Raw genomic sequence first — 17655 nt, 5'->3', positions numbered from 1 at the left:
CATGCACGATATCCGAGCCATTCGCGACAATCCCGAAGCCTTCGTTGCGGGCTGGTCGTCGCGCGGCGTGGATGACGCCGCCGATGTCGTCGCGCGCATTCTGGCGCTGGACGTCGACCTGCGCGCCGCCCAGACGCGCGGTCAGGACGCCCTGGCCAAACGCAACGCCGCTTCCAAGGCCATCGGCGCGGCCATGGGCAAGAAGGACATGGCCGAGGCCGACCGCCTGAAGGCCGAGGTTGAAGCTCTCAAGAGCGAGATTGTCGATGCGGGCGAGGCCGAAACCGCCAAGGGCGCTGAATTGCGCGACCTGCTGGCCGGGCTGAAGAATCTGGCCGCCGCCGACGTGCCGGACGGCGAGGACGAGAACGACAACGTCGAAGTCCTGAAATGGGGCGAGCCGCGCACGACGGGGCCAGCCAAGGATCACGCTGATCTGGGCGAGGCTTTGGGCCTGCTAGACTTCGAAGCCGCCGCGAAGATGTCCGGTTCGCGCTTCGCCGTGCTGAAGGGCCAGCTGGCGCGTCTGGAACGCGCCATCGGCCAGTTCATGCTGGACCTGCAGACCGACACACACGGGTATCAGGAAGTCGCACCGCCCTACATGGTCAAGGACGACGCCATGTTCGGCACTGGCCAGTTGCCGAAGTTCGAGGAAGACCTGTTCCGCGCGGGCGAGCATCTGCTGATCCCCACCGCCGAAGTCTCCCTGACCAACCTCGTGCGCGAGCAGATCCTGTCCGAGGACGAGGTGGCCCAGCCCATGCGTCTGACCGCCCTGACGCCGTGCTTCCGCGCCGAGGCCGGGTCGGCGGGGCGCGATACGCGCGGCCTGATCCGCCAGCACCAGTTCTCCAAGGTCGAGATGGTCTCCATCTGCCGCCCCGAGGACTCTGAGGCTGAACATGAGCGCATGACCGGCTGCGCCGAGGCGGTGCTGCAGGCGCTGGAGCTGCCCTATCGCAAGGTGCTGCTGTGCAAGGGCGACATGGGTTTCTCGGCGCAGAAGACCTATGACCTCGAGGTCTGGCTGCCTTCGCAGAACACCTATCGCGAGATCAGCTCCTGCTCGAACTGCGGCGACTTCCAGGCCCGGCGCATGGACGCCCGGTTCAAGCGCGCGGGCGAGAAGAAGACCGAGTTCCTGCACACCCTGAACGGCTCGGGTCTGGCGGTCGGCCGCACCCTGGTCGCGGTGATGGAAAACTATCAGCAGGAGGACGGGACCATCGCGGTTCCGGCCGCCCTGCAGCCCTATATGGGCGGACTCAAGACTGTAGGCGTAGCGTCCAACTGATGCGTATCCTTCTAACCAACGACGACGGCATCGAGGCCGAGGGCCTGGCCTGCCTGGAGAAGATCGCCCGCGCCCTGTCGGACGATGTCTGGGTCGTCGCGCCCCAGACCGAGCAGTCGGCCAAGGGGCGGGGCATCACCCTGACCGAGCCGCTGCGCGTCAATCAACTGGGCGACAAGCGGTTCGCCGTGACCGGCACCCCGACGGACTGCGTCATCCTGGCCGTCAACGACATCATGCCCGAGAAGCCTGATCTGGTGCTGTCGGGCGTCAATCGCGGCCACAACGTCGGCGAGGACGTCAGCTATTCCGGCACGGTGGCGGGCGCCCTTCAGGGCATGGCCTTCGGCATCCGCTCCATCGCCCTGTCACAGTCGCTGGAGCGTTTCCACGACGAGGCGATCGCCCATTGGGAAACGGCTGAGGCCTTCGGTCCCGGCATCGTCGCCCGTCTGCTGGAACAGAAATGGGGGGAGGGCGTGGTCATGAACGTCAACTTCCCGCGCCTGCCGCCCGAACTGGTCAAGACGGTCGAAGTGACGCGCCAGGGCTTCCGCGACATCGGCGAAATGCACGCTATCCGCCGCACCGACCTGCGCGGCCGCGACTACTACTGGATGGCCTTCCGCGGCGCGCCGCAGGAGCACGCTGACGGCACTGACCTGCGCGCCATGGACGAGGGCCGCATCTCGGTCACGCCGCTGCATATCGACCTGACGCACATGCAGTCGGTCAACGATCTGAAGAAGGTGCTGGGCGGGGCGCCGCCCAAGGGGCCGCAGGAAAAATGAGCCTCAGGGACGACCGCGCGGGCCGATTGATCCTGTCGCTGCGGCGTCAGGGGGTGACGGACGCGCGGGTTCTGAAGGCGATGGAGTCCATAGATCGCGCCGTCTTCGTCCATGAGAAGTTCCTCGATCAGGCGTGGGAGGATCAGGCCCTGCCGATCGACTGCGCCCAGACGATCAGCCAGCCCTTCATCGTTGGCCTGATGACCCAGGCGCTGGACGTTCAGCCGCGCCATCGCGTGCTCGAGATCGGCACCGGCAGCGGCTATCAGTGCGCGGTCCTCAGCCGGATGGCGCGTTTCGTCTATTCGGTCGAGCGCTACAAAAGTCTCTTAAGTGAGGCCGAAAACCGATTGAAAATACTCGGCATAGATAATGTCTTCACTCGCCATGGCGACGGCGGGCAAGGCTGGATGGAGCAGGCGCCGTTCGACCGCATCATGGTCACAGCCGCTTCGCCGCATGAGCCGACCGAGCTGCTGAAACAGTTGAAGCCAGGCGGTGTTCTGGTCGCGCCGGTGGGACGCACCTCGGTGCAGATGCTGAACCGCTACACGGGCCAGCCGGACGGCAGTTTCCAGCGCGAGAGCCTGTGCGAAGTTCGCTTCGTGCCGCTGGTCGAGGGTACGGCGAAAGAGGGTTGAGGAGCGAAATCTCACCGCTCCATTAACCTTTCCGCCCCACTTTCGCGCGGGTTATTGGGTTGGATTTGGCGGCGGACCGGGGCAAACCGGGTTCGAATGCTGAACAAGGTTAATACGGAGAGACGCATGAGCGGCTTCACAGGCTGGATCAGGGCGGCGGTTGTCGTCGGCGGGGCGCTGGCGGTTACGGCGTGTTCGACCTATCCGAGCGAGCCGCGCTATTCGACCCGGCCGACGGGGGCGGGCGGCTATCCGCAACAGCCGGGGCAACCCCAGGGCCAGCAGCCCGGCGCCTACCCGAACAATCCCTATTACCAGGGCCCGGCGACACAGCCGCAGCAGCCTGCGCCTCCGCCGTACGAGGAAGGGCCGCGTGCTCCGGCCGGCAGCATCGAGGGCGGCGGCCTGCCCCCTCCGGGCGGTCCAGCCTATCCCTCGACCGGCGCCCCGGTCACGGTGACGCCGCCCCCCGCCGCAGGCAATCCCTCGATGCCTGGCGCGACCTATGTGATCCAGCCGGGCGACACCATCTCGGGCGTGGGGCGTCGTTTCCGTACGCCAGTGCAGATTCTGATCGATCTGAACGGCCTGGGGCCGCGCGGCGCGATCTCGGCTGGGCAACGCATCATCCTGCCGGACAGCGCGGTGGACGCCGGGACTGATCCTTACGCCATGGGGCCGTCGCCTGTCGGCGTGCGTACGCCGAACAGCGGCGTGGTTCCTCCGCCGCCGCCGCCGCCCAGCGGTAATGCGCCGTTGCCGCCGCCTCGCGCGCCCGCTGCGGCGACGCCTGCTTCGCCAGTTCGCACGCCCTCGACGGCGGTCGGTCAACCGCTGGCCCTGCAATGGCCGGTGCGTGGTGACATCCTGCGTCGCTTCGGTCCGGTGGGCATGGGTGAGCGCAACAACGGCATCAACATCGGCGCTTCGGCCGGAACCGAGGTGAAGGCCTCGGCCGACGGCACGGTGGCCTATGTCGGCGATGACATCGTCGGGCAGGGGCTGACGGTGCTGGTCGTTCACCGCGACGGATGGCGCACGGTCTACGGCCATCTGGGCTCGGCCACGGTGCGGGACGGGGCGCAGGTTCGGGCTGGTCAAGCCATTGGCACGGTGGGTCTGACGGCGGGCGATGGACGCCCGTCGATCCATTACGAAGTGCGTCAGATGCGCGGCGATGATCCGGTCGCCCTGGACCCGCTGACGGTGCTTCCGCGCTGATTGGATGAAAAGACGTGTCCGGGCGGCGACGCCCGGATGCTCTTGTCACTGCGTCGCGTTGCAAATCGGCCCGGCGCGCCCTAGGTTCCGCGCCTTGTTTTTGATGGGCCCCCGATGAAGGCGCGGCCCGCGTCGGGGAGTTTCCAATGACTGCAACCCAAGACGGCGGCCTGATGGCCCTAGTCATCCAGATCGCGCCGATCGTCGCGATCTTCATCCTGTTCTACTTCCTGATGATCCGGCCGCAGCAGAAGCGGATGAAGGCGCACCAGGCCCTGATCGCCGGCGTCAAGCGCGGCGACGAAGTCGTCCTGTCGAACGGCATGGTCGGCAAGGTCACCCGCGTCGAGGACGCCGAGGCCATGGTCGAGATCTCGCAGGGCGTGAACGTCCGCGTGGTCAAGGCTATGATCGCCGAAGTCCGCAACCGCACCGCCATCGCGGCCAACGACAAGGGCTGATAGCCTCGCCTCGGCGCGGCGCGCGCCGGCCCTGAAGAGAACCGAGACATGATTCAGCTTTCACGCTGGAAGATCACCCTGGTCGCGCTATCGCTCGTCCTCGGGTTGTTCCTGGCCTATCCGAGCGTGCTGTCGCCGGCGCAGCGCGAAGCTCTGCCAAGCTGGCTCCCGAGCAACGGCCTGAACCTGGGCCTGGACCTTCAGGGGGGCTCCTACCTCCTGCTCGAGGTCGATGTACCCGAGATGCGCGAGAAGCGCATTTCCAACCTGATGGAAGACGTTCGGGTTTCCCTGCGGGAAGACCAGGTCAACATCGCGGGCATGCAGCGCGAGGCGGGCGGCGTCGTCGTGACCGTCGCCGAGGGCGCGGCCTATGACACGGCCTTCAACACCCTGCGCACCATGGCCCAGCAGGGCGCTGGCGCGACGGGCCAGCCGGACCGCGTGGCGACTAAGCTGGGCGGCGGCCGTATCCGCTACGCCTTCACCGACGCGGCCCTGGCCAGCATGGGCGCGACCGCTGTCGATCAGTCGATCGAGGTCGTGCGCCGCCGTCTGGACAGCTCGGGCACCAAGGAAATCGCCATCATCCGTCAGGGCGCCGACCGCATCGTCATCCAGGCGCCGGGTCAGAGCGATCCGGCGGAGCTGGAGCGCCTGGTGGGCCGTACGGCTCAGCTGACCTTCCAGATGGTCGATACTTCGCCGACGGGGTTGACCGACGCCCTGGCTGGTCGCGTGCCGCCGGACGCCGAACTGTTGGTTGATGATCTGGGCACCCCCTTCCTGGTCAAGCGCCGTATCCTGGTCTCGGGCGAGAACCTGACCCGCGCCAGCGTCGGCGCCGATCAGAACAACCGCCCGGCCATCGACTTCCAGTTCGACAGCCAGGGTTCGCGCCGTTTCGGCGAGGCGACCGCCCAGAACATCGGCAAGCCCTTCGCCATCATCCTGGACGGCAAGGTCATTTCGGCCCCCACCATCCAGTCGCCGATCACCGGCGGCCGGGGGCAGATCACCGGCAGCTTCACCATCGCTTCGGCGTCTGAATTGGTGAACCTGCTGAACGGCGGCGCCCTGCCGGCTCCGCTGAAGGTCGAGGAACGCCGCGTCGTCACCGCCGAACTGGGCGCTGACGCCGTGGCGGCGGGCGCCTTGTCGACCGCCCTGGGCTTCGCGGTCATCGTGGTCTTCATGATCCTGGCCTACGGCTTCCTGTTCGGCGGTATTTCCGTGATCGGCCTGATCCTGAACGGCATCCTGATCGTCGCGGCCATGTCGCTGACCCAGGCCACGTTGACGTTGCCGGGCATCGCCGGTCTGATCCTGACCTTCGCCGTGGCCGTCGACGCCAACGTGCTGATCTATGAACGGATGCGCGACGAGGCGCGTCAGGGACGTTCCGTGGTGGCGTCGATGGATGCGGGCTTCAACCGCGCCATGGGCACCATCATCGACGCCAACCTGACCACCCTGGTGGCGGCGCTCATCATGTTCATGTTCGGCGCCGGGCCCGTGCGCGGCTTCGCCTGGACACTGACCATCGGCGTCTTCACCTCCGTCTTCTCTTCGGTGCTGACGGCCCAAGTCCTGCTCGGCTACTGGCTCAAGATCGCCAAGCCGAAGAAACTGCCGATCGCGGAGTGATGTCGATGAACGGTTGGCCTCTTATCAAACTGCTGCCGCACAAGACGAACTTCCAGTTCGTCAAATACGCCAAGGGTTTCGCCGTGCTGTCGGCGATCCTGACGGTGGCGGCGATCATCGGCTGCTTCTACCCCGGTCTGAACCTGGGCATCGACTTCCGAGGCGGCGCCTCGATGGAAGTCGCCAAGCCGGCCGGGCAGGTGCTGGAGCTGGACAAGTTGCGCGGCGCCGTCAGCGGCCTGGATCTGGGCGATGTCCAGGTGCAGGGCATCGCGCGACGCGACACCAACCTGGACGACGGCTCGACCGCCATCGTCCGCTTCCAGGTGCCGGAAAACGAAGACCAGACGGCCGTCGTCCAGAAGGTTGAAGGTGCGATCAGCGAAGCCGTCGGCGATGTGGCCTATTCGGGCGTCAGCGTCGTGGGCTCGAAGGTCTCGGGCGAGCTGCTGGGCAACGGCGTAATGGCTCTGCTGGTGGCTGTGGTGCTGATGTTCCTCTACATCGCCTTCCGCTTCCCGTGGCAGTTCGGCATCGGCGCCGTGGCGGGCCTGCTGCACGACGTGGCGTTGACGTTCGGCCTGATCGTCGCCCTGCGGATGGAGTTCAGCCTGAACCTGGTCGCGGCGCTGCTGACGGTCATCGGCTACTCGATGAACGATACCGTCGTCGTGTTCGACCGCCTTCGTGAGAACCTGCGCAAGTACAAGGTCATGCCACTGCGCGAGGTGATCGACCTGTCGATCAACGAGACCCTCTCGCGGACCATCATCACCGGCCTGACGACCGTGATCGTGCTGATCGTTCTGGCGATCTTCGGCGGTGAGGCCTTGCGCGGCTTCTCGATTACCCTGGCCTTCGGCGTCGTGATCGGCACCTTCTCGTCCATCTATGTGGGCGCGCCGATCATCCTGCTGTGGGGCGTGGACCGCAGCGGCGGCGGCAAGGCGGACACGACTCCGGTCAAGTTTGGCATGGCCAGCCGCCCGTAACGGCGTCGCCTGCTTCTGAACCACGGCCCGTCTTCCGAAAGGGAGGCGGGCCGTGTGCGTTGGGGCTTGATGCGGGCGCTGCAATGGTCGAAGGGCCTGTCGCCATGACTGTTGATCTTGATGCCCAGGTTCGCGCCGCTGACCTCGACCGCTGGCTGGCCAGCCGATTCGTGGCGGACGAACAGGCGCGGGCCGATCTGATCGCCCTCTACGCCTTCGAGGCGGAGCTGATGGCCATTCCGACGCGCGTGACCCAGCCTCTGTTGGCCGAGATGCGCTACGCCTGGTGGGGCGAGCAGATGGAGGGCGTCTTCACCGACACGCCGCGCATCGGCCATCCCGTGCTGGAAGCCCTGACGACGGCGGTGACGCGGCATGGCCTGGAGCGGGCGCCGTTCGACGCCTTGATCGAGGCGCATATCGGCCGCATGCATGGCGAACCGCACGACCTGGACGCCTTCTACGTCGGCCCTATGCAAGCGGCTGTCCGCGTTCTGGCCGGCGAGGGGCATGAGGCGTCAGCCGCTGTCGCTGGACGACTGCGTGGCCTGGCCCAGACCGGACGAACGGATGAGGTTCAGGCTGTGCGGGCTGAGGCCAACACGGTGCTCAAGGTCTTGCCCGCGGCGGCTTTCCCGGCTGTGGCGGCAGCGGCTCTGACCCGTGCAGACGAGCCGGAGCCATTCAAGAGGTTGCGCCTGTTCTGGGCCGTCCTGCGCGGGCGCGTCTGACTTCCCAGGTCATATTTTATTATATTAGGTATTGCTAATTTAGCGTCGCGGCATATATCCGCGCCATGGTTGATCTCGAACGTATGGGACTGGAGCGCTTTCAAGCCAGTGCGGGCGATGCGTCGCGTCTGCTGAAAGCTCTGTCCAATGAACACCGCCTGATGATCCTGTGTCAGATCGGCGAGGGCGAACGCCAAGTGTCTGATCTACAGGTCGGTCTGTCGCAATCGGCGCTGTCGCAGCATCTAGCGCGCCTGCGCGAGGACAGGCTGGTCAGCGCGCGCAAGAGCGGCACCGCTGTCTTTTATCGTATCGCCGATCCCGCCGCCCTGAAGGTGATCGGGGTGCTGGCCGAGATTTTTTGCCCGCCTGAGGCGCGTTGAGCGCCGCCTCCCTGACGGAGAATCCGATGAATACGCTAATCTCTTTGTCGCCCGCAGACGTCGCCGCCCGCCTGAAAGCTGGTCAGGCCGTTCTGATCGACGTACGCGAGCCGGACGAGCACGCGCGCGAACACATCGCCGGCGCCGTGGCGGCGCCTTTGTCCGCTTTCGAGGCTGCTGATCTGGGACTCGATCCCGGCAAGGACGTGATCTTCATGTGCCGTAGCGGCAATCGCACGGCCGGCAACTGTGACCGGCTGGCCGCCCGCATCGATGGCCCGGCGCATGTCCTGGCGGGCGGTCTGGATGCGTGGAAGAAGGCGGGCCTGCCGATCGTCGCTGACCGCAAGCAACCGCTGGAGTTGATGCGTCAGGTGCAGATGGCGGCGGGCGGGCTGATCCTGGCGGGCGGGGCGCTGGGCGTCATGGTCCACCCCGGCTTCTGGGGGATCAGCGCCTTCGTCGGCGCGGGCCTGTTCGTAGCGGGGGCGACTGGCTTCTGCGGCATGGCGCGTCTGCTGGCGGTCATGCCCTGGAACCGCCGGATGAAGCGCGCCTAGGGCTCCAGCGCGCCGATCAGCCGAGCGAGCAGCGCGCTCAGCGTGGCCTGCTCCTCGCGCGACAGGCCGGCCAGCATGGTCTGGCTTTCAGCCATGTGCAGGGGCATCAGGCCGTCGATCAGGTCGAAGCCCTTGGCCGTCAGCCTGACCAACGAAGCGCGGCGGTCGCTGGGGTGGGGCGTGCGCTCGATCAGGCCGGATTTCTGCAGCCGGTCCAGCCGCGCCGTCATGCCGCCGGACGACATCATCGTCGCCTCATAGAGGGCCGTCGGCGTCAGCCCGTCCCGCGACGGCGCGCGCCGCAGGGTGGCCAGGACGTCGAACTCGCCATGCTGCAGCCCATGGCGGGCGTAGAGCGGCGCCTGCCGCTCGCGCGTCACCAGAATCGAGGCCTCGTGCAGACGGCCCAGCGTCTCCATGGCCAGCAGGTCGAGGTCGGGGCGCGCGACCGCCCATTGGGCGGCGGCGCGAGAAGCGCGATCGGTCATTGTCTTGACATCAAGATACTTGATAGCGAGACACTATCGCCTTTCGCAGCCGGAGTCACCTCGGATGGATCAGTCGAACGCCCCGCAACCGTCGCGCGGCGCGGGTCTGCTGTTGATCGCGGCCATCTTCGCCCTGGCGCTGAACCTGCGTCCGGCGATGGCGGCGGTAGGGCCGCTGCTGGACCTGATCGAAGCGGCGACCGGCATGGATTCGACCACGGCCAGCCTGCTGACCACCCTGCCGGTGGCGATGATCGGCGTCGGCGCTCTGTCGATCCGGCCGCTGCGGCGACGCCTGGGCGAGCGCAAGGGCATCCTGCTGGGCGCGGTGCTTATCGGCCTGGCCTGTCTGGCGCGAGCGGTTTTCGACGGGACGGCCGGTCTGATCGCCAGCGCCGTCGTGGTCGGCGTCGGCGTGGCCTTGATCCAGGCCCTGGCGCCCGTTGTCATCAAGCGGGCCTTCCCGACGCGCTTCGGCACGGTCATGGGCGTCTATACGACCGGCATCATGGGCGGGGCGGCCGTGGCGGCGGCGACGGCGGCAGGCTTGGCGGGAGCCGTCGGCTGGGCCGGGGCGCTGGCTCTATGGGCGGTCCCGGCCTTCCTGGCGGCGGTCGTCTGGATCATCGCTGCGCGCGACCCGGCGGCCGAGGAGCCGAACCGCGCCGTCGTAGCTGAAGGAACCCACGAGGTTCCGTTCTGGAAACAGCCCAGGGCGTGGGCGCTCGTTCCGATTTTGGGGCTGGGCACCTCGGCCTATACGCTCGTGCTGGCCTGGCTGCCGCCTTACTACGTCGACATGGGACAGGCGCGCGCGACGGCGGGCTTCCTGCTCAGCGGCATGACGGGCGCCGAGGTCGCGGCGGGCGTGCTGGTGTCCCTGTTCATCGCGCGTTTTCCCGACCGGCGTGGGCCGATGCTGGCGGCGGTGGCTCTGGCGTTGATCGGTCTGGCGGGATTGGTGCTGACCCCGGTCAGTCTGGCGGTTCCGGTCATGCTGCTGCTTGGCCTGGGGATCGGCGCGGTGTTTCCGCTGACCCTGATCCTGGCCATGGATCAGATCGACGATCCGGTGCGATCGGGCGATCTGCTCGCCTTCGTTCAGGGGGGCGGCTACATCATCGCTAGCCTGTCGCCGCTGGCGGCCGGGCTGCTGCGCGACCGCCTGTCGGACCTCAGCCAGGCCTGGATGCTGATGGGACTGGGCCTCGTCGCCATGGCGGCTATGACCCTGGCCTTCAAGCCTGGCGGCGCGAAACTGCGCTAAGCCGCCGTGTCTCGCCATGCCTTCAGAGCGTCCATGGCGCGGATGCTCTGCAGGCGCTTCTTGGCGCGGCCGCGTTCCTTGGGATGGATGCGCTTGCCGTCCTCATCGACCTTGGGCGCCTCCAGCGGCGGCAGCAGGCCGTAGTTGATGTTCATCGGCTGGAACTTCGAACCTTCCAGATGTCCGCCGGTGATGTGTTCGACCAGGGCGCCCATGGCGGTTTCCGGCGGCGGCGGGGCCAGGTCGCGCCCCAGCGCCTGGGCGGCGGCCAGGCGGCCGGTCAGCAGGCCCATGGCCGCGCTTTCGACATAACCCTCGACCCCCGTCACCTGACCGGCGAAGCGGAGGCGCGGAAGGGCCTTCAGCCGCATCTGCTTGTCCAGCAGGCGCGGGCTGTTCAGGAAGGTGTTGCGGTGCAGGCCGCCCAGACGCGCGAACTGGGCGTTCTCCAGTCCGGGGATCATGCGGAACACATCGGTCTGGGCACCGTATTTCAGCTTGGTCTGGAAGCCGACCATGTTGAATAGCGTTCCCAGCGCATTGTCCTGACGCAGCTGGACGATGGCGTAGGGCTTGACCGTCGGATTGTGCTGATTGGTCAGGCCGACCGGCTTCATCGGGCCGTGGCGCAGGGTCTCGCGACCGCGCTCGGCCATGACTTCGATCGGCAGGCAGCCGTCGAAATAGGGGACGTTCTCCCACTCCTTGAACTCGGCCTTCGGACCGCCCAGCAGGGCGTCGATGAAGGCTTCGTACTGGGCCTTGTCCATCGGGCAGTTGACGTAGGCCGCCGCGTCGCCGCCGGGGCCTTCCTTGTCATAGCGCGACTGGCGCCAGGCGACGTCGAAGTCGATGCTGTCGGCGTGCAGGATCGGCGCGATGGCGTCGAAGAAGCTGAGGCTTTCTTCGCCCGTCGCCTTCAGGATGGCGTCGGCCAGGGCGGGCGAGGTCAGCGGGCCGGTGGCGACGATGACGTTGTCCCAGTCTTCCGGCGGAATGCCCGCGATCTCCTCGCGGACGATGGTCACGAGGGGGTGAGCTTCCAGCTTGGCCGTGACAGCATCCGAGAAGCCGATGCGGTCGACCGCCAGGGCGCCGCCCGCCGGCACCTGATTGGCGTCGCCCGAAGCCATGATCAGGCTGTCCAGCGCCCGCATCTCGGCGTGCAGCAGGCCGACGGCGTTGTACTCCCAATCGTCCGACCGGAAGGAGTTTGAGCAGACCAGCTCGGCCAGGCCCGTGGTGTGGTGGGCGTCGGTGCGCACCTGCTCCGGCTCGTCCCGACGCATTTCGTGCAGGATGACGGGCACGCCCGCCTGGGCGATCTGCCAGGCCGCTTCGGATCCGGCGAGACCTCCGCCGATGACGTGCACAGGAGCGGGGCGGGGAGTGGTGGGCGCATTCGACATGGCGGCCTAATAGCCGTCCGCCGTGGTCCTGTCATGCAGGCTGTGGAAGCTGAGGCGGCGCGGGGTGTCGCAGCGGCGTCTTCCCCCGTATAGAAAACGGTGGAGGCTGTTCATGACCCATGGATTCCAGATCGATGAAGCGCTGGCGGATGGTTTCCGTCTGATCCGGCGTCGGCCGGGCAGCGTATTGGCCTGGGGCGTCGTCCTGGCCCTGCCTCTGTTGCTGTCCGCCATCGTCATGATCGACCTGTTCATGAGCATTGGTCTTGACGCGATGGCCGAGGATGCGGACCCCAGCCCGCAGGCGCTCGCCGCCATGATGCGAATGCAGGCCTGGTCCATGCTGATCAATGTGGTGCAACTGATCGGCTATGTGCTGATCATCGCCGCCATCTGCCGTGCTGTGCTGTGGCCCGAGCGCGCGCCGGGTCGCTTCTTCGATCTTCGCGTCGGCATGGATGAGGCGAGGGTTGCCGTGGCCGGTCTGGCCGTCATGGCGGGCTGCTATGGCGTGATGCTGGTCGTTGTGCTGCTGGCCTTCGCCTTCGGGGCGGCCTTCTGGATGGTGTCTGAAGCGGCGGCCGTGATCATGGGGGTGGTGGTCGGGCTGGCGGGGATCGTAGGCATTGTCTGGGCGGCGCTTCGGACGTCCATGATCATGCCGCTGAGCATTGCGTCGCAGGACTTCGCCTTCGTGTCGGGGTGGAAGATGACGAAGGGGCGCGTCGGCGTTCTGCTGGGCCTGTTTGCGGCGACCTTCGCCGTCACGGTCGTCGTCCATGTGCTGGTTCTGGTCGTGATTGGATTGATCGCGTTGGGCGTCAGCATTCCTTTCTGGTCCCAGTTGGCGGCATGGGCCGAGAGCGCACAGAGCGGGTTCCCTGACTTCAACCTCGGCGTAGTCGCAGCGGTGGGCGTTGCGGCCTTTGTGGCGATGGCGATCTATTACGGGATCGTCGTTGCGATCTGGGTCGCGCCCGGCGTGTCGGCCTGCCGGCAGATGCTGGCGACGCAGAAACAGGACGAAACCGGCGCAGCTGCGTTAAGCTGAGCGAGAATCGAGGAGCCAGCATGAGTTTCAACGCCACCGAATCCGCCTTTGAGGGCTTCCGTCTGGCCCGTCGGGCGCCGATGGCCCTTCTGGCCTGGGCTGCGGCCTATATCGTCTTCTTCGCGGTCTTCTTCGCCGTGGCGGGCGGCAGCCTGATCAACATCATCAACCTGGCCGAGCAGATCGAGCAGAGCGCCGAACCGTCCATGAGCGACCTGACCAGCCTGGGCCAGGCCTATGGCGCCATGATGGGGCTGGCTCTGCCGCTGTCGCTTCTGTTCAGCGCCGTGCTGACGGCGGCGGTGGCACGTTCCGTCATCCGGCCGGAGGAAAAGCGGTTCGGCTATCTGCGTCTGGGCCGCGATGAGTTGCGCATCCTGGGGGCCACGGTGCTCGTGGGGTTGTTGATGTTCGGCGTCGTGATGGGCGGGACGGCGCTGGTGGGCGTCTTCGTGGGCCTGGCGGCGAGCATGGGCGCGCCCTTCCTGATCCTGCCGGCGGTTCTTGTGGGGCTTGGAGTAGCGGCGGTCGCCGTCTGGCTGGCCGTGCGTCTCAGCCTGGTCGCGCCGATGACCTTTGCGGAGCAGAAGATCGCCATCAAGGAAAGCTGGGCCATGACCAAGGGCCGCTTCTGGCCGCTGTTGGGCATGGCGGTGCTGGCGGGCGTCATGTCGATGCTGGTGGGATTGCTGGGCTCCATCGTCATCGCGCCGCTGAACCTGATCTTCGGCGGTCTGGAGAGCCTGGCGGGGGCCGAGACGACCAATATCGCCACGCTGCTCGTGAAGTTCTGGCCGGCGCTGCTGGTGTGGGGCGTGGTCAACGCCCTGCTGTCGGCGGCTCAGGCGGCCATCATCTATGCGCCGTTCTCGGCCGCCTATCTGGGCATCAAGGGCGTGCCGCGCGTCTGATCCGAGACGGCATCGCCGGAAATGAAAACGCCGCGCTCCGCGAGGGGCGCGGCGTTTCTGTTGAGTCTGACCATCACATCCCGCTCATCCCGGCGGATGCCGGGGTGAGCGGATTGGAAACAGTTCAGGCGCTCTTGCGGGCCTTGGCGCGTTTGGCGGGCGCAGGTTCGGCGGTCAGAGCGGCGATGCGGCCCTTGCGGCGTTCCTCATGCCGGTCCAGCACCTCCTTCAAATAGCGGCCGGTCCAACTGGCGGGGTTCGCCGCGACCTGTTCCGGCGTGCCGACGGCGACGATCTCGCCACCTCCGTCGCCGCCCTCGGGGCCGAAGTCCAGCAGGTGGTCGGCCACCTTGATGACGTCGAGGTTGTGCTCGATCACGACGATAGTGTTGCCGTTCTCGACCAACTCCTGCAGCACCTCCAGCAGCTTGCGCGTGTCCTCGAAATGCAGGCCGGTCGTCGGCTCGTCGAGGATGTACAGCGTCTTGCCGGTCGCCCGTTTCGACAGTTCCTTCGACAGCTTGACCCGCTGCGCCTCGCCGCCGGACAGGGTGGTGGCGGGCTGGCCGACCTTGACGTAGCCCAGGCCCACCCGCTCCAGCGTCAGCATCTTGTCGCGGATTGACGGCACGGCGGTGAAGAAACGCGCGGCCTCTTCCACCGTCATATCCAGAACGTCGGATATGCTCTTGCCTTTAAAGACGATTTCTAGCGTCTCACGGTTGTAACGTTTGCCCTTGCAGACGTCGCAGGTGACGTAGACGTCGGGCAGGAAGTGCATCTCGATCTTGATGACGCCGTCGCCCTGACACGCCTCGCAGCGCCCGCCCTTGACGTTGAAGCTGAAGCGGCCGGGGCCATAGCCGCGCGCCTTGGCCTCGGGCAGGCCCGCGTACCAGTCGCGGATCGGGCCGAAGGCGCCGGTATAGGTCGCCGGGTTTGAGCGCGGGGTGCGGCCGATCGGCGACTGGTCGATGTCGATGACCTTGTCAAAATGCTCCAGCCCCTCGATGCGGTCGAAGGGGGCGGGGGCGTCGGACGCATTGTTCAGACGCCGCGCGGCGGCCTTGTAGAGCGTCTCGATGGTGAAGGTCGACTTGCCGCCGCCCGAGACGCCGGTGATGCAGGTGAAGACGCCGACCGGGATCTCGCCCGTGACGTTCTTCAGATTATTGCCCGTGGCGCCCGAGACCTTCAGCATCCGCTTGCGGTCGATCGGTCTGCGGCCCTCGGGCGGCAGTTCGATCTCGCGCGCGCCGGTCAGGTACTGGCCGGTCAGGGAGTTGGGGTTGGCCATTACCTCGGCGGGCGTGCCCTCGGCGCAGACCGTGCCGCCGTGAACGCCGGCGGCCGGACCCATGTCGATGACGTAGTCGGCCGTCAGGATGGCCTCTTCATCATGCTCGACCACCAGCACCGAGTTGCCGAGGTCGCGCAGCCCCTTCAGGCTGTCCAGCAGGCGGGTGTTGTCGCGCTGGTGCAGGCCAATGGACGGCTCGTCCAGCACATAGAGGACGCCGGTCAGGCCCGAGCCGATCTGTGACGCCAGACGGATGCGCTGGCTCTCGCCGCCCGACAGGGTGCCGGACGAACGCGACAGGTTCAGATAGTCCAGCCCGACGTTGTTCAGGAAACGCAGCCGGTCGGTGATCTCTTTCAGGATGCGCCGGGCGATCTCGATCTGTTTTTCGGTCAGAGCGTCTTCCAGCGTCGAGAACCACAAGAAGGCTTTGGAGATCGACAGGTTGGAGATGTCGGCGATGTCCTCGCCACCGACCTTGACCGCCAGGGCTTCGGGCTTCAGGCGCTTGCCGCCGCAGACCTCACACGGCGTTTCGGACTGGTAGCGGCCCAGCTCCTCGCGCACCCAGGCGCTGTCGGTCTCGCGCCAGCGGCGCTCCAGGTTCGGCAGCACGCCCTCGAACGGCTTGGAGACCTCGTATTTGCGGGCGTTGTCGTCATAGACGAACTTGATCTTGTCGCCGCCCGAGCCGCGCAGGATGACGCTCTGCGCCTTCTCCGGCAGGTCGCGCCACGCCTTGTCCATCGAGAAGCCGTAGTGCAGCGCTAGCGACTGCAGCGTCTGCGTATAGAGGGGCGACGGGCCGCGCGCCCACGGCGCCACCGCGCCCTTGTGCAGGGTCTTGTCGCGGTCCGGGATCACCAGATCGGCGTCGAAGGCCAGCTTGACCCCCAGGCCGTCACAGGCCGGACAGGCGCCGAAGGGGTTGTTGAACGAGAACAGCCGCGGCTCGATCTCGCTGATGGTGAAGCCCGAAACGGGGCAGGCGAACTTTTCGGAGAAGACGATGCGGCGGGGCTCTTCGCCCTCCGGCGCACTGGCCCACTCCGCCGTGGCGATACCCTCAGCCAGGCCCAGGGCGGTCTGGATGCTGTCGGCGTATCTCGGCTCAAGACCTTCTTTAGTTACAATGCGATCGACGACGATATCGATGTCGTGCTTGAACTTCTTGTCGAGCGTGGGGGCGTCTTCGATGGCGTAGAATTCACCGTCGATCTTCAGCCGCTGGAAGCCCTGACGCTGCCACTCGGCCATTTCCTTCTTGTACTCGCCCTTGCGGCCGCGAACGACCGGCGCCAGCAGCAGGATGCGCTCGCCGTCGGGCAGGGCGGTCAGCTTGTCGACCATCTGGCTGACGGTCTGGCTCTCGATCGGCAGGCCGGTGGCCGGCGAATAGGGAACGCCCACGCGCGCCCAGAGCAGACGCATGTAGTCGTGAATCTCGGTGACCGTGCCGACGGTCGAGCGCGGGTTCTTCGACGTCGTCTTCTGTTCGATGGAAATGGCCGGGGACAGGCCCTCGATCAGGTCCACGTCCGGCTTGCCCATCAGTTCCAGGAACTGGCGCGCATAGGCCGACAGGCTCTCGACGTAGCGGCGCTGGCCCTCGGCATAGATGGTGTCGAACGCCAACGAGGATTTGCCCGACCCCGACAGGCCGGTCATGACCACCAGCTGCTCGCGCGGAATGTCGAGATCGACGCCCTTGAGGTTGTGCTCGCGGGCGCCGCGAACGCGGATGAAGTTGTGCTTTTCGATCATGTGATCCGAGGAACGCGGGAGACCCCGAAAACGGTCCGGGGCGACGACGCTATATGGGGATCAATTTGCCGGAAACAGCAAGAACAATATGAGAACTTCTAGCCTGCTTCAGGCGTCCACGGCGTTTCCGGGCGGCGGTAGCGTTCACCGGGACCGACCAGCACGCCGTTGGCGTTGGCGACGCCCAGCTCCAGGCTTTCGGCGATGCGGTGCGCGCGGACGATGAAGTGTTCGGCGGCGACGGGCGGGCATAGTTCGCGGGCGGTGGCTTCGAACAACCCCAGCCAGTGATCGAAATGACGCGCGTCGATCGGCAGGGGCAGGTGCTTCGGCATGGGCCGCCCCTGATAGACGCCGGTGGATAGGGCGACGGACGACCAGAACAGCTTCATCTGCTCCAGATGCGGGCCCCAGTCGTCGATATGGGCGGCGAAGATCGGGCCGATGACGTCGTCTTCGCGCACCTTGGCGTAGAAGCCCTCGACCAGGGCGTCGATCATGGCTTCGTCGATGCCGGTCTCGGCGCGGATGCGGGCGACGGCGGCTTCGCGACGGGCGGCGGCTTCGGCTCGATCTGGCGCAGGACGATCGATGCGGAAGGCGACGGGACGGTCGGGCGTGCTCATGCCGGGAAGATAGGAAGCGATGACGACGAAGGCCATGACGCCGATTGTCCAAGGCGGCGGTTCTCGCTGCATTGCGAAAGCTGCGCCGCAAATTGGGGGTTGCGTTACGAAACGT

General features: G+C 66.6%; 17 protein-coding genes. 13 read left to right on the top strand and 4 right to left on the bottom strand.

The window, feature by feature from the left end:
• Position 1: 1 nt before the first annotated feature.
• From serS to B2Y21_RS10465, 10 genes are all read left to right on the top strand, one after another.
• Positions 2-1297 (top strand): serine--tRNA ligase, encoded by a 1296-nt coding sequence (gene serS, locus B2Y21_RS10510; RefSeq protein ID WP_292059584.1) that lies wholly within the window; start codon positions 2-4, stop codon positions 1295-1297.
• Positions 1297-2088, top strand: a complete 792-nt coding sequence (gene surE / locus B2Y21_RS10505) for a 5'/3'-nucleotidase SurE (RefSeq protein WP_003165262.1) — start codon at positions 1297-1299, stop codon at positions 2086-2088. Before serS ends, surE begins: the two co-directional genes overlap by 1 nt.
• Positions 2085-2729 carry a protein-L-isoaspartate(D-aspartate) O-methyltransferase gene (locus tag B2Y21_RS10500; RefSeq protein WP_292059582.1) on the top strand — a complete coding sequence of 215 codons (645 nt, stop codon included), beginning with the start codon at positions 2085-2087 and terminating at the stop codon, positions 2727-2729. The genes surE and B2Y21_RS10500 overlap by 4 nt, the downstream gene beginning before the upstream one ends.
• Before the next feature lie 126 nt (positions 2730-2855).
• Positions 2856-3950 carry a peptidoglycan DD-metalloendopeptidase family protein gene (locus B2Y21_RS10495; protein WP_292059580.1) on the top strand — a complete coding sequence of 365 codons (1095 nt, stop codon included), beginning with the start codon at positions 2856-2858 and terminating at the stop codon, positions 3948-3950.
• Positions 3951-4096: 146 nt separating this feature from the next.
• Positions 4097-4411, top strand: a complete 315-nt coding sequence (gene yajC / locus B2Y21_RS10490) for a preprotein translocase subunit YajC (protein WP_003165259.1) — start codon at positions 4097-4099, stop codon at positions 4409-4411.
• A gap of 48 nt (positions 4412-4459) precedes the next feature.
• Positions 4460-6058, top strand: a complete 1599-nt coding sequence (gene secD / locus B2Y21_RS10485) for a protein translocase subunit SecD (protein WP_292059578.1) — start codon at positions 4460-4462, stop codon at positions 6056-6058.
• A complete protein-coding gene (gene secF / locus B2Y21_RS10480) occupies positions 6058-7050 on the top strand; it encodes a protein translocase subunit SecF (RefSeq protein WP_292059576.1) in 993 nt (330 codons plus the stop codon). The genes secD and secF overlap by 1 nt, the downstream gene beginning before the upstream one ends.
• A gap of 104 nt (positions 7051-7154) precedes the next feature.
• Entirely contained in the window at positions 7155-7781 is a 627-nt protein-coding gene (locus B2Y21_RS10475) for a squalene/phytoene synthase family protein (RefSeq protein ID WP_292059574.1), read from the top strand.
• A 65-nt stretch (positions 7782-7846) separates the two neighbouring features.
• Positions 7847-8164, top strand: a complete 318-nt coding sequence (locus B2Y21_RS10470; protein WP_292059572.1) for an ArsR/SmtB family transcription factor — start codon at positions 7847-7849, stop codon at positions 8162-8164.
• 26 nt (positions 8165-8190) lie between these two features.
• The gene (locus tag B2Y21_RS10465; RefSeq protein ID WP_292059570.1) at positions 8191-8724 is read left to right on the top strand and encodes a rhodanese family protein; all 534 of its coding nucleotides are present in this window, start codon (positions 8191-8193) and stop codon (positions 8722-8724) included.
• On the opposite strand, the gene B2Y21_RS10460 is transcribed toward B2Y21_RS10465, so the two are convergent.
• A complete protein-coding gene (locus B2Y21_RS10460) occupies positions 8721-9212 on the bottom strand; it encodes a MarR family winged helix-turn-helix transcriptional regulator (protein WP_292059568.1) in 492 nt (163 codons plus the stop codon). The genes B2Y21_RS10465 and B2Y21_RS10460 overlap by 4 nt on opposite strands.
• A gap of 64 nt (positions 9213-9276) precedes the next feature.
• Here B2Y21_RS10460 and B2Y21_RS10455 point away from each other — a divergent pair, with 64 nt between their 5' ends.
• Positions 9277-10479 (top strand): MFS transporter, encoded by a 1203-nt coding sequence (locus B2Y21_RS10455; protein ID WP_292059566.1) that lies wholly within the window; start codon positions 9277-9279, stop codon positions 10477-10479.
• On the opposite strand, the gene trmFO is transcribed toward B2Y21_RS10455, so the two are convergent.
• On the bottom strand, positions 10476-11888 hold the full coding sequence (gene trmFO / locus B2Y21_RS10450; RefSeq protein WP_292059564.1) for a methylenetetrahydrofolate--tRNA-(uracil(54)-C(5))-methyltransferase (FADH(2)-oxidizing) TrmFO: 1413 nt from the start codon (positions 11886-11888) through the stop codon (positions 10476-10478). The genes B2Y21_RS10455 and trmFO overlap by 4 nt on opposite strands.
• Positions 11889-12000: 112 nt before the next feature.
• Here trmFO and B2Y21_RS10445 point away from each other — a divergent pair, with 112 nt between their 5' ends.
• Complete coding sequence (locus tag B2Y21_RS10445) at positions 12001-12939, top strand: hypothetical protein (protein ID WP_292059562.1); 939 nt, start codon at positions 12001-12003, stop codon at positions 12937-12939.
• Positions 12940-12959: 20 nt separating this feature from the next.
• Complete coding sequence (locus tag B2Y21_RS10440) at positions 12960-13850, top strand: hypothetical protein (RefSeq protein WP_292059560.1); 891 nt, start codon at positions 12960-12962, stop codon at positions 13848-13850.
• Positions 13851-13974: 124 nt separating this feature from the next.
• Here B2Y21_RS10440 and uvrA read toward each other — a convergent pair whose 3' ends face one another.
• Both uvrA and B2Y21_RS10430 read right to left on the bottom strand, forming a co-directional pair.
• Positions 13975-16914 (bottom strand): excinuclease ABC subunit UvrA, encoded by a 2940-nt coding sequence (gene uvrA, locus B2Y21_RS10435; RefSeq protein WP_292059558.1) that lies wholly within the window; start codon positions 16912-16914, stop codon positions 13975-13977.
• Between the two features lie 98 nt (positions 16915-17012).
• On the bottom strand, positions 17013-17576 hold the full coding sequence (locus B2Y21_RS10430) for a group III truncated hemoglobin (RefSeq protein ID WP_292059556.1): 564 nt from the start codon (positions 17574-17576) through the stop codon (positions 17013-17015).
• Between the last annotated feature and the right edge of the window lie 79 nt (positions 17577-17655).

It is taken from the genome of Brevundimonas sp. UBA5936 (assembly GCA_002430835.1).
In the GTDB taxonomy this organism is placed as follows: Bacteria; Pseudomonadota; Alphaproteobacteria; order Caulobacterales; family Caulobacteraceae; genus Brevundimonas.
This window is presented reverse-complemented; position numbering and strand designations above follow the sequence as displayed.